Here is a 12774-nt window from a genome sequence, read left to right as displayed (position 1 = left end):
ATTCTAAAAAACATAACACATATTATATATGGAGGTGACCATGATGGTATGGTACGACATTGTATTCAGGTTAGTTATAGCAATTATTGTAGGAGCTTGCATTGGAATGGAAAGACAATGGAGACACCGAATGGCTGGGTTACGGACAAATGCTCTCGTATCACTTGGTGCCTGTATATTTGTTTTATTATCCGTCATGCTTGATCATGATGCTAGCCCATCCCGCATTGCTGCTCAAGTCGTTAGTGGTATTGGATTTTTAGGGGGTGGCGTTATTATCCGCGATGGTTTTAGTATTAGAGGGCTAAATACAGCAGCTACTTTATGGTGTGCAGCTGCTGTCGGTACTCTTACAGGCGCCGGTTTCCTCGTTGCAGCTATATTAGGTGCAGCCGGCGTGTTACTAGCAAATATACTTCTTCGCCCAATTGCTCTTTTTATGAATAAAAAATCAAAAGAAGAATCACCAGAACAAACGAACTACTTACTTTCCCTTACTTGTTCAGAAGAAAATGAAGCACATATTCGTTTTTTACTTATGCATATGGTAAGTACAGAAGGAATCGGTTTAAAAGAGTTGTATAGTGAAGACGTAGATTCTAATCAAAAGGTGTGTATACAGGCTACATTACATTGCAAGACAAATGCGGCTATCTTAATTGAAAAAATAGTAAGTAGAATGCTATTAGAATCTGGCGTTACTGGAGCTGGATGGAAGACTTCTTTAAATTTAGAAGCGAGTTAACTAGGAAAGGTGTCATGATTTTACTACTTCATGACACCTTCTACATAAACTTATTTTCTAACTTTTGTTGAAACGACTTCTCTTGCTTACGTAGTAGTTGACTACCTCGTTGTAAAAGTGGTGTTCCATACTTATCATTAATTTGATCAATGACCGCAAGTAGCGGTTCTTTTTTTGCATCCTCTTCAAATGAAAACAAATCTAATTGTTTCACCGATTCTGTCTTCCACTCTATTTCAGTAGCTGTAACACCTAGTAAACGAACGGAATCACCATCCCAATGTTGCTTCCATAAACGGGATGCTGCTTGAAAAATATCGCGTTCTTCCCAAATCGCATTTTTCAATTGCTTACTCCGTGTTACTGTTCGCCTATCATGGTATTTAATCATAATTTGAATATTATAGCTGACAAGGGTTCGCTTTTGTAACCTTTTACTCACTGACTTTGATAAACGTTCTAACATATCAAGTAATTCTTTCTCTTCATCCATATCCTTTGAAAAAGTCATCGAGTTACCGACACTTTTATGCTGTCCCATTTGACTCGGATCCACTTCCCTATCATCCATACCTTTTGCACGCCTTTGCAAATCAACACCGTGCTTGCCAATTTTAGCGCGAATGATATGCTCGTCTCCCTTTGCCAACTGTTCAATTGTCTGTATATGAATATCATTTAATTTTTCAGCTGTTTTCTCACCAATTCCATGCATTGCTCCAACTGGACGTGGCCAAATCAGTTCTGGAATATCGCGTTTTCGAAGCACGGTAATACCAAGTGGTTTTTTCATATCTGAAGCGGTCTTTGCTAGGAAAAGATTTGGAGCGATTCCAATACTACACGGAAGCTGCAACTCTGTTAATAGTGCTTGTTGAATCATCTTTGCTATTTCAAGAGGAGAACCAAGTGCGTAGCAATCTGTAATATCTAAATATCCTTCATCTATTGAGACTGGTTGTATCTTTTCTGTAAAACGAGAAAGGACTTGAAACATTTGAAATGAAGCTTCGCGATATAATGTGAAATTAGGACGCCTTACAACTAATTGCGGGCATAACCTTTTCGCTTCCCAAAGGGGCATCGTCGTACGTATTCCGTATTCTCTCGCCTCATAACTACATGTTATAATAATTCCTTTTCTCTCTTTTTCATTTCCAGCAACCGCTAATGGCTTTCCTTGTAATGATGGATCATGAGCAATTTCAACAGATGCGAAAAAGCAATTCATATCTACATGTAAAATTACACGACCATTTTTCGGATACATTTCTCGCATAGTACTCACTCCCTAATCAGAACGTTCGTTCTTTTATTATATCAAATTTTGCACAATAGTTATAATAATTACTTGTTCTTTTTTATAATCCATATAAAGAGGATACACATGTGAAAGAGGCTGATTATGGTGAAATTAACTATATGTTCCTTGTAGTTATATTAATTATTTACTCCTTCCAATTTTCAACATGAATACGTTTGGATTTTTCTCTCGTCTAATATTATATACTGCTATGATTTTTCTTGTATTGGCTTATACGCCTTGTAAAAACAATCGAATCAAAATAAAAAGCGTGTAAATCACAATTGATTTACACGCTTTTTCTATTCTATTACTTCGCTACTTCTTCAATAATTGCAACAACTAATTCTGCTGTTTTTGCTAACTCTTCAACAGGAATCTTCTCGTTTGTTGTATGAATTTCTTCATAACCAACTGCCAAGTTAACTGTTGGGATACCGTGTCCTGCAATTACGTTTGCATCACTTCCGCCACCACTTTGGTGAAGAGAAGGTGTACGACCAATTTTTTCAGCTGCACGTTTTGCAACTTCTACAACGTGATCGCCATCAGCAAATTTAAATCCTGGGTACATAACGTTTACTTCAACGTCTGCATGACCCCCCATTTCTTTTGCAGTTGTTTCAAATGCTTCTTTCATTTTCGCAACTTGTGCTTCCATTTTCTCATTAATTAAAGAACGAGCTTCTGCAAAGATTTGTACATGATCGCAAACGATATTCGTTTGTGTACCACCTTCAAAACGTCCAATATTTGCAGTCGTTTCAGAGTCAATGCGACCAAGTGGCATCTTCGCAATTGCTTTCGCTGCGATAGTAATTGCAGATACACCTTTCTCCGGCGCTACACCAGCGTGAGCTGTTTTCCCGCGAATAATTGCGTTCACTTTCGCTTGTGTTGGAGCTGCAACAACGATTTCACCAACTTTTCCATCGCTATCTAATGCGTAGCCATATTTCGCTGTAATACGCTCACGGTCTAATGCTTTTGCACCAACAAGACCTGATTCTTCTCCGACTGTAATAATAAATTCTATTTTACCATGAGGGATATTTTTCTCTTTTAAAACACGGATTGCTTCGAACATTGATGCTAATCCAGCTTTATCATCCGCACCTAAAATTGTTGTACCATCTGATACGATATATCCATCTTTAATAGAAGGCTTAATTCCATTACCAGGAACTACTGTATCCATATGAGAAGTAAAGTAAATTGTATCAACACCATCTTTTGTTGCTGGTAAAGTACAAATTAAGTTACCTGCACCATGACCCGTTACAGCCATTGTGTCATCTTCAAATACTTCTACACCTAAATCTGTAAATTTCTTCGTTAATACTTTGCAGATTTCTGCTTCAAATTTCGTTTCAGAATCTACTTGTACTAATTCCATAAATTCATTTACTAAACGTTCTTGATTAATCATAAGACTGCGCCTCCTGCACTACCATTATGTATGTAACACTATTAATTATAACAGAATTTCGCAAAAGTTTCGAAATACAAGACAAAAAACAGATGGTTTACATGTCTAGATAACCATCTGCTTTCTATTACTCATTTAACAATACCCAGCGCATATGATCCTCCCACACGCCATTTACCATTAACATCTTCCTAGACACGCCTTCATATTGAAAGCCTATCTTCGTCACTACTTGTATAGATGCTAAATTACGAGGCATAATCGGAGCTTCTATACGATGTAACTGAAATTCCCCAAAAGCAACTTGAATTGCTTTTCTAAGCGCTTCTGTCGTATACCCTTTGTTTAACTCTGCTTTATCTAATTTATAACTGAGTACACAAGATTGATAAATGCCACGAACGATTAAATTAAATGAAATACACCCAATTATTTTCGTATCATCACCCTTTTTAAAAATCCATAGTCTGATGATTTTCCCTTCTTCGAACTCTTTTCTATCCTTTTGCAACTTTTTCTTTTGATAATCTAGCGTAAAAAAATCATCCGGTCTATACTCTTCCCAAGCTTTTAAAAATTCACGATTTCTGTCGTAATATTGAAGAACTGTTTCAGCATACGACTCATCAATTTCCCTTAAGTATAAACGATCTGTTTCGTATATTTTCATCATCGTATCTCCATTCTTCAGCTTGCCCAACTAAAAATTAACAATATACCCTTTTACTATATTCTCTACACACACTCAAATTTCCTGTTATATTTTGCAACCCCTTCCCGAATTTTGTCCTTACTCTCCCCTTGTCCATAATTTCATTTCTCGTTACAATGAAATTGTACTGATTTGCAAGGAGGTATAACGATGCATAAAAAAGCTCAAAAAATTATGGTTTATGTGATGCTAATTTCTATGCTTGTAACAACATTACTTGCTGGCGCGAGTATGTTTTGGTAAAAAGGGCGATGTGTTCGTCCTTTTTTTACTTTTTACACATGACAAAATAAACCATCTCGACATCGAGATGGTTTATTTTATATAAAACACAATCGCTACAATACTAAAGGAAAATGACATTACAAGTGCTATTACAAAACTTGTATATTGTTTCTGCTGAAATGCCCCAATAACAAAAGTGAGATTAAGTAATGCCATACATACAATCGCTACAAGATAAGAACATATATTAAAAGTTGCCAATATGAATGTAATAACAAATAGAAATCCCATAAAAAACTGCATATACGAAAGTTTTGGATTCAAGTACATATGAGCAACCCCTTTATCTAATTTTATCTTTCTATACTTTCATTAACGCATGGTTATGTACACATGTCAAGACAACTTATTACAATAGAAAAAGCCAACCTTTTCGTTGGCTTTTTCATATGCAACGGCTCCTTTTTCTTTTGCCAATTGCTGAAATGATTTTTTCGATTTCACAATCCATACTTTCGTTCCAATTGGAATACGATCAAACAAATATTCCACATCGTTTTTCTTCATTCTTATACATCCTTGTGAAATATACTTTCCAATTGAACTCGGTTGGTTTGTTCCATGTATTCCATATTTACTTCCATCAGTTCCTCTTGCATTAAATCCAATCCACCTTGATCCAAGTGGATTTTTTGGCGATCCACCTGGAATATCCTTCGCAATGTAATACGGATCCTTCGCTTTCATTACAACATCAAAAGTTCCTTCTGGAGTTAATTCATTCGTTTTCCCTGTCGCTACTGGAAAAACCTTTTGAATCTTTCCATCGTCAATGTAAGCTAATTTATTCGTTGCTTTATTTACAATAATAAAAGAATCTCCGGCACGTGGATTATCCCCAAGAGGCCAAATTGGCGATAAAGAAAGACATAATATGATAGAGAGAAGATACGGCATAGATAATTCCTACCTTCTATATAAGTTCTTTTATATTATCCTTTCCCTTAAAGCGACTTTTAATGAGTAAATATTGTTCCATTTCATACACAAGTTGAACAAGTTTCGCACGTATCTCAAATTCTTCGCGTGTAGCTGGCAATGGCATGTCTCTAAATAATTCCCTCATTTCCTGAAGCTGCCTTAAGGAAATAACGCCTGTACTCTCAGGGCTAATAGCATTACCAATATTTTCAACAACATCTGCAATCATGTCAGCTTGTTCATACGTCCACGATAAAGAAGCTGCTAGTGGTATCATTCGCTCTAAAATTTCGAATTGTTGCATACGCATATTAAAATAACGATAGTAATAATCATCTTCTCGCATAAATGCATTTTCAAGTTTTTTAAACGATAAATCTCTTGCTTCATTTAACATATTCTCGGTTTCAATGAGTTCTGATCCACTCCAACTACTTTCTCGATTTCGTAAATACACAACCATTTCAAACAAAATCGTTTTAAAATTACTCTCTATTTTATCCTGATACTCTTTTAGCTTATTTTCACTACTCGGCATATACATATTTACTAATAACGCCACGCTAATTCCTATTGTTAATATAGCAATTTCATTTCCAACTATAAGCCATGTAATTTGCTTCAATGAATATAGATGCATAACAATAACTGAACTCGTGACAATACCTTCTTGAATTTTAAGCATTACTGCAGTCGGAATAAATGTAAGTAACAATATGCTAATTGCAAGTGGTGTATAGCCGATCGTTTCAAAAATACAAAACGCGAATACCATTGATAATACACACGCTAGAAAACGATGTAACGACACTTGAAGCGATTTGCGCTTCGTATTTTGTACACATAAAATAACTAAAATACCTGCTGAACTATAAAATTCTAATCCTAATAACTGAGCAATAAAAACTGCCGCTCCTGTCCCTATTGCTGTTTTTACTGTACGGTATCCAATTTTGAACATATCATTGCTCCTATATGTATAAACGTATTTACAGCTAGTATAAAAAAAGGATGACACAATGTCATCCTTTTCTACTTATTATTCACATAACCTTTTCATATTACAATATTTTTTGTAAAAATTGTTGCGCACGTTCACTTTTCGGCGCTGCAAAAAATTCTTCTGGCGCACTATCTTCTACAAGCTTTCCTCCGTCCAAGAAAAGAACACGATCTGCCACTTCTTTTGCAAAGCCCATTTCATGTGTAACGATAGCCATCGTCATTCCTGTCGTAACTAACGATTTCATAACTTCTAACACTTCTTTCACCATCTCTGGATCTAGCGCCGATGTCGGTTCATCAAATAACATAACTTCCGGTTCCATCGCTAACGCTCTTGCAATTGCTACACGTTGCTTTTGTCCTCCCGACAAACGATTCGGATACGTATTTTTTTTATCTACTAATCCAACCTTTTCTAAAAGTTTCTCAGCTTTCTTTTCAGCTTCTTGCTTCGTTCCCCCTTTTACATTGATAGGAGCATACGTAATATTTTCTAATACAGTCATATGAGGAAATAAGTGAAAATGCTGAAATACCATACCGACATTTTCACGAACATGCATAACATTCGTTTTCGGATTCGTTACTTCTTCCGTTCCAATCCAAATGTGACCATCCGTTGGTGCTTCTAACATATTCATACAACGTAAAAACGTTGATTTTCCTGATCCAGAAGGTCCTATAATTGCAACTACTTCTCCTTTTTCAATCGTTGTTGTAATTCCTTTTAATACTTCGTTTTTACCAAATGATTTATGAAGGTTTTCAATTTTAATCACTTTTCTTCATTCTCCCTTCAATTGCCTTCCCGACTAATGTAAGAATAATGACTAACATATAATAAATCAGTCCAACAAAAAGTAATGGTTCAAGATATTTAAATGTCTCACCACCTACAATGTAAGCACGACGCATTAAATCAGTCGCGCCTATTACTGTTACTACAGCCGATTCTTTCGTAAGTGTCGCAAATTCGTTCACAAGCGCTGGTAATATATTTTTTAATGCTTGAGGGAAAATAATATTTCTCATCATTTTTCCGTATGGTATCCCTAAAGCCATTGCTGCTTCTGTTTGTCCTTTATCAACTGCTTGAATACCAGCACGAATTACTTCTGACATGTATGCACCTGAATTCAAGCTAAATGCAAGTACAGCTGCTAAGAATGCTGGTATTTCATAACCAATTATTTGCGGGACACCGAAATAAATAATCATTAATTGCAATACAAGTGGTGTACCACGAAAAATTGATGTATAAAAATCTGCTGCTATATTTAACGCTCGTATTCTAGCAATTTTACAAAGTGCTAATAACGTTCCTAAAATAAATCCTGCTAAAGCTGATACTGCTACAATTTTCAAAGTAACTTCTAAACCTTTTAGTATATATGGTATCGAAGGCGTAATCGCCGAAAAATCTAAGTTCATTCTTTTCATTCCCCTCACAGAAAAGTGAAAGGCAGCTTATTTTCCGCTGCCAAACCATTTCTTCACTAATTTATCCATTTCTCCATTTTCTTGCATTTTTTTAATTACTTTATTAAATTCAGCTGTTTTATCACTGTTTTTCGGAAGGGCAATTGCTGCTCCAACTTCTTCTGGCGCTTCTTTAATTTCAATTCCTTGTAAATCTTTCATTTTCTCTAAATAATTTTTAGCAACTGTGTCTTCTATAATTGCAGCGTCAAAACGACCAGCTTTAATTTCTTGTACGATTTCTGGTATACGGTCACGTCCCTCAACTTGGAAATCTACTTGTTTTTTAAATTCTGCCGCTTTCTCTTCTTGAATAGATCCTGTTTGTACCCCTACTTTTTTCCCTTTTAAATCCTCTACAGATTTAATGTTAGAATCCTTTTTAGAAACGACCATATTTTTCGCAACAAAATAAATATCTGTAAAATCAACATTATTTTTACGCTCTGCAGTTGGCGTCATGCCTGCCATTACGAAATCAACTTTTCCTGAACTAAGAGATGCTAATAAACCACCAAAATCCATATCTTTCACTTTCACTTCATACCCAAGTTCTTTTCCGATATATTTAGCAACATCAACATCAAAACCAATAATTTCATCACTTTTTGAAGCTTCCACGTATTCATATGGTTTATAATCTGCTGAAGTCCCCATTACGAGTACTTTCTTATTTCCTTTTGTTTCTTTTGATTCCCCATTACTACAAGCGCTGAATATACTTACAATTAAAATAAGTGCAAACGATATTGATACTAACTTCTTCATCTTTCTTCCCCCTAATAATGTATATTTAAAAGTTTAATAGAATATTTATTCGATGTTTGTATTGTATCAGCACTTTTATTTTTATGCAATATATAAAATAAAAATAAATAACAAAACAATATAAATGCTATTTGTTATGTATAAAATAATGCATAAAATAACATAACTATGCATATCTCTGAAATTTTAATAATAAATAAAAAAGGCGGCACATCCACTTGATTGTGGACGTGCCGCCTTTTCTCTTATTTTTTATAGTTCTTCACAATTCTCTTCAAAATATGATTGTAGTTTCGCAATAACTTGCATCGGTTCATGACCTTCAATTTCATGACGCTCTACCATCGTTACAATTTTTCCATCTTTTAATAAAGCAAATGATGGAGAAGAAGGTGGGTATCCTTCGAAATATTCACGCGCTCTTGCTGTCGCTTCTTTATCTTGACCTGCAAACACCGTTACAAGGTGGTTAGGACGTTTATCATAATGTACGGAATGCGCAGCAGCAGGACGAGCAATACCACCTGCACAACCACATACAGAGTTTACCATTACAAGTGTTGTTCCATTTCTTTTAAACGCTTCTTCTACCGCTTCTGGCGTCGTCAATTCTGTATATCCAGCAGAGACAATCTCTTCACGCGCTTGGCGGACAACATCATTCATAAAAAAGTTAAAATTAATCACTCTTTTCCCTCCTCTAAAACTACCTATTTGTATCTTACCAGTTAATGTTTATGAAATACAAGTAAGTTTACTTGTATTTAAGTATAGAAAAGGTGTTAGAGCACTTGCTCTAACACCTTTTCTTTAATGACCACGATGTTTTTGCTTTGCTTTTTGTACTTTAATTAAACGTCTTCTGTCTTTTTCAGCTTCTCGCTTCTCCTTAGACTGCACTTTCTTTTCTTGTTTATGCAATTCATAAGATAAACTAATCGCCTCTTGCGCCTTAGTAAAACGTTTAACATTTGTTTCTTTTGCTGCTTGTCGTATGATACGCTTTATGTTTTTAGGACGCTGTTTTTCTTTAACTTCTACACCACATTTTGCAAAATGCTGAAAATGCTCTAAAAGTGAACTATTCACAAACATAAGCACTTCTTCATCTGACGGTTCCGCTCCAAAAATATACCTCGCTCCATACAATTTCCCTTGTTCTTTACATGTAATGATTCCAACAAAAAATTGGCCATCGTGATATACTGTCAACTCCATTGACAGCCCCTCCTTTAAAAAATTAGAAATACGGGACATCCCGGAGGGGAAGGTTACTGACATGAAATCATGCGTCTGGACTACCAACCAGAGCTGTGTTTTTGTATTTCTTTCACTTTTATTATATCTTTTTTTCCATAATCTTCATATATTCAACAATCATTTTTTTATGCGATCCTACAATATAGTCAGGTAGTTCTGTTACTGAAAAGAATTTAAGCTGAACTGCTTCTTCTTTATTCATAACAAAATCCCCTTCGTATTCATCCGTATAATAGGCGGTTGTTACAGATTGAAATTCATCACCGTTTGCTAATTTTGTAAAGTAGTTCGCTCCAGAAAATACATTGATTAATCGCAAGTTCTTCACTTTTATTCCTGTCTCTTCATATACTTCACGATAAGCTGTTTCTTCTGGTGATTCACTAAGCTCCATTAGCCCGCCAGGTAGCCCCCATTTTCCGTACGGCTCTGTCCGCTGCTGCAATAAAACATGACCATTTTCATTTATAACGAGTACAACAGCACCAACTAAAATTAAAGGGCGATGACCAACTATTTTTCGTAATTCTTCTACATATCCCACCGTATCGCCTCCTTTTTTGTTGTCCACACTATTGTATCATATGTACGAAACGACAAAATGCGTATATTTTTCATTTTTTTAACAAAATATTTATTTTATGTGATTCATCTACTGTAGCTAACATAATGGATTCGACTTCTGTACTCTCCTCTAGAAATTCTCTCGCCCACGCTTCTGTTTTTCCTAATAATGCAAGAACATCTTTCTGAATCCTCCCATCCTTTACTAATACAAAAGAAACTGGAGATTTTCTTCCCGCCACTTTAAGATCAAGCCGCGAAACTGCTTCATATTCTGGATACCGAAATATAGAAACGACACCGTTCGCTTCCCATAATGCTAATTTAATCGTTTGAATATCGCTCACATTTCGCATACGAAGTTCCGAAAACAAATATTCCACGGTAATTCTCGCCTTTTTCAAATTGCTAAAATCAATGGAACCATTATGTATAAGAATGATAGGTGCTGGCTCTAAAAAGCGTCTCCATTTATCCCATTTCAGCATTAAAACTGAGCTTATAATATGAAGTACAACGAGTATGAACGTTGTAATCATCGAGCCCAGTAACCCTACTTTTTCATCAGACAATGCGTTAGAAACATTCCCACCAAGCAATAACACTAATACAACATCTAAAAAACGAAGTTGTGCGATAGACCTTTGCCCCATTGCTTTCGCAACTAATATTAAAAATATGTATGCTATAATAGCCCGAATAACCCATTCACTATTAGAAAGATGCCGTGCTCCTTCAAAAATATGCATATGCATCACTTTGCACTCCTTACCCGTCTCAAACTGCTATCCTGTTTTAGTTTGCAACGTTTATGAGCATATATGTAAAAAAAGCTGGTTCGTTTAAAAACGAACCAGCTTTTTTTACTTAACGGAAAACATATATTTTTTATAAGTTTTCCGTACCGATAGTATGAGCCCCATCATAATCATATTCGAGAATAAGGAACTTCCCCCATACGATAAGAAAGGTAATGCAATACCTTTTACAGGCATTAATCCAACGATCATACCGATGTTTTGGAATATTTGAACTGTTAATATACCGATCGATCCAGCGCATAATAATGTACCAAATAAATTATCAGCGGAATAACCAATAATAATTGTTCGATATAGTAGTAATAGGAACAAGAAAACAACCAAGGCTGCTACGATAAATCCACCTTCTTCGGCAATTGTAGCGAAAATAAAGTCAGTATGCTTCTCTGGGATATAGACGCTTCCTCCCCCAAACCCTTTACCTTCCATTCCTCCACTACCTACAGCTAAAATCGATTGCTGTGTTTGATAACCTTGGTCTGCATTTTCAAATGGATTTAACCAACCTACAATACGCGACTGTTGGTGAGGTTTTAGTAAAGTAACTAAATTATTATAGAAAAAATCTTGATACTTAAAGAAAATAAATATTAAAGCAGATAATATGGTCAACGGAATAACTGTACATAATGCTATCAATTTCTTTTGAATACCTGACATAAATAAAATACATGCAATAGCAGCAGCATATAAGAACACCATACCTGTATCAGGTTGACTATATACAACCGCCATAGGTGGAAGTGACACTAGCATAATTTTACCTACTAGCTTTAAATCTGTTTGGAATGTCCTTGCCATATACTGTGCATTATGTTTTACTGCTATACTCGCTACTACAAGTAGCAATGCAATTTTGAAAAACTCAGACGGCTGAATTTGTCCAAATACTGGGAAAACAAACCATCTTTTTGCACCTAATTTTTCAGGTGTAAAACCTGATGGTGGTAATACTTTCAAAAGAATAAGTGAAGCAAACCCGGCAATATAAAGTGGCCAAGACAATTTTTGCAATTGATCTAAGTCGATGCTTGCAACAAGAAGTAACAATACAACCCCAATTATGTAGTTAACACCTTGTTTCATAGCAAAGTTTGCAGCTCCATACTGTCCCGTTTGCTGACTGCTATATATAGCAGCTATACTCGTCACACATAGTGCACACAAAATTAAAATTAATTTTACATCTAAACTTTTTAGAAACTCGGTACTTCTTTTCATGACATCCTCCTGAAACATTGTTACGGCAAAAATAAAAAACCAGGAGTCAACATTCTTCATGTTTTGACGACTGATTACACATTATCTATAAAACACTTATATAGAATAACTCTCTTTTTCATACAATACAATATATTATACTACAGTTTCATCAGTAAGATTTGCCAAAAAAATTATTCTTTTCTTATTTTATATCCATATACCATATATCAGCAATGTATTTTCGTAAATTCCTAATACATAATCGTTTATTGTAAGATT

General features: G+C 35.3%; 16 protein-coding genes. 2 read left to right on the top strand and 14 right to left on the bottom strand.

The window, feature by feature from the left end:
- Positions 1-43 precede the first annotated feature (43 nt).
- Complete coding sequence (locus M1D66_RS06715) at positions 44-745, top strand: MgtC/SapB family protein (protein WP_000262342.1); 702 nt, start codon at positions 44-46, stop codon at positions 743-745.
- A 40-nt stretch (positions 746-785) separates the two neighbouring features.
- Here the strand turns inward: M1D66_RS06715 and M1D66_RS06710 are convergent, their stop codons facing one another.
- The 3 genes from M1D66_RS06710 to M1D66_RS06700 all read right to left on the bottom strand — a co-directional run bounded on the left by M1D66_RS06710 (position 786) and on the right by M1D66_RS06700 (position 4150).
- The gene (locus M1D66_RS06710) at positions 786-2024 is read right to left on the bottom strand and encodes a DNA polymerase IV (RefSeq protein WP_001208854.1); all 1239 of its coding nucleotides are present in this window, start codon (positions 2022-2024) and stop codon (positions 786-788) included.
- 334 nt (positions 2025-2358) lie between these two features.
- Positions 2359-3477 (bottom strand): tripeptidase T, encoded by a 1119-nt coding sequence (locus tag M1D66_RS06705; RefSeq protein ID WP_000609803.1) that lies wholly within the window; start codon positions 3475-3477, stop codon positions 2359-2361.
- A 127-nt stretch (positions 3478-3604) separates the two neighbouring features.
- Positions 3605-4150 carry a GNAT family N-acetyltransferase gene (locus tag M1D66_RS06700; RefSeq protein WP_001987197.1) on the bottom strand — a complete coding sequence of 182 codons (546 nt, stop codon included), beginning with the start codon at positions 4148-4150 and terminating at the stop codon, positions 3605-3607.
- Between the two features lie 189 nt (positions 4151-4339).
- Between M1D66_RS06700 and prli42 the strand changes: the two genes are divergently transcribed.
- Positions 4340-4432, top strand: coding sequence for a stressosome-associated protein Prli42 (gene prli42, locus M1D66_RS06695; protein ID WP_000549037.1), 93 nt, complete (start codon positions 4340-4342; stop codon positions 4430-4432).
- Positions 4433-4504: 72 nt separating this feature from the next.
- On the opposite strand, the gene M1D66_RS06690 is transcribed toward prli42, so the two are convergent.
- The 11 genes from M1D66_RS06690 to M1D66_RS06640 all read right to left on the bottom strand — a co-directional run bounded on the left by M1D66_RS06690 (position 4505) and on the right by M1D66_RS06640 (position 12513).
- Positions 4505-4744, bottom strand: a complete 240-nt coding sequence (locus tag M1D66_RS06690; protein WP_000281167.1) for a DUF3894 domain-containing protein — start codon at positions 4742-4744, stop codon at positions 4505-4507.
- A 66-nt stretch (positions 4745-4810) separates the two neighbouring features.
- Entirely contained in the window at positions 4811-5371 is a 561-nt protein-coding gene (locus M1D66_RS06685) for a L,D-transpeptidase (RefSeq protein ID WP_106824138.1), read from the bottom strand.
- A 16-nt stretch (positions 5372-5387) separates the two neighbouring features.
- Positions 5388-6356, bottom strand: coding sequence for an aromatic acid exporter family protein (locus tag M1D66_RS06680; protein WP_106824136.1), 969 nt, complete (start codon positions 6354-6356; stop codon positions 5388-5390).
- A gap of 100 nt (positions 6357-6456) precedes the next feature.
- Positions 6457-7179: an amino acid ABC transporter ATP-binding protein gene (locus tag M1D66_RS06675; protein ID WP_242555070.1), complete on the bottom strand. Its 723-nt coding sequence runs from the start codon at positions 7177-7179 to the stop codon at positions 6457-6459.
- Positions 7172-7831 carry an amino acid ABC transporter permease gene (locus M1D66_RS06670; RefSeq protein WP_001046915.1) on the bottom strand — a complete coding sequence of 220 codons (660 nt, stop codon included), beginning with the start codon at positions 7829-7831 and terminating at the stop codon, positions 7172-7174. The genes M1D66_RS06675 and M1D66_RS06670 overlap by 8 nt, the downstream gene beginning before the upstream one ends.
- Before the next feature lie 36 nt (positions 7832-7867).
- The gene (locus M1D66_RS06665; protein WP_000737678.1) at positions 7868-8647 is read right to left on the bottom strand and encodes a transporter substrate-binding domain-containing protein; all 780 of its coding nucleotides are present in this window, start codon (positions 8645-8647) and stop codon (positions 7868-7870) included.
- A 252-nt stretch (positions 8648-8899) separates the two neighbouring features.
- Complete coding sequence (locus tag M1D66_RS06660) at positions 8900-9313, bottom strand: BrxA/BrxB family bacilliredoxin (RefSeq protein ID WP_001979317.1); 414 nt, start codon at positions 9311-9313, stop codon at positions 8900-8902.
- Between the two features lie 144 nt (positions 9314-9457).
- Entirely contained in the window at positions 9458-9865 is a 408-nt protein-coding gene (locus M1D66_RS06655) for a YjdF family protein (RefSeq protein ID WP_242555069.1), read from the bottom strand.
- A gap of 121 nt (positions 9866-9986) precedes the next feature.
- A complete protein-coding gene (locus M1D66_RS06650; protein ID WP_242555068.1) occupies positions 9987-10451 on the bottom strand; it encodes an NUDIX hydrolase in 465 nt (154 codons plus the stop codon).
- Positions 10452-10521: 70 nt separating this feature from the next.
- Positions 10522-11226 carry a DUF421 domain-containing protein gene (locus tag M1D66_RS06645; RefSeq protein ID WP_098276611.1) on the bottom strand — a complete coding sequence of 235 codons (705 nt, stop codon included), beginning with the start codon at positions 11224-11226 and terminating at the stop codon, positions 10522-10524.
- 108 nt (positions 11227-11334) lie between these two features.
- The gene (locus M1D66_RS06640; protein WP_000831181.1) at positions 11335-12513 is read right to left on the bottom strand and encodes an FtsW/RodA/SpoVE family cell cycle protein; all 1179 of its coding nucleotides are present in this window, start codon (positions 12511-12513) and stop codon (positions 11335-11337) included.
- Between the last annotated feature and the right edge of the window lie 261 nt (positions 12514-12774).

The sequence above is a fragment of the Bacillus sp. PK6-16 genome, assembly GCF_056530295.1.
The sequence above is the reverse complement of the archived record's forward strand: the minus strand, read 5'-3'. Positions and strand labels throughout refer to the sequence as shown.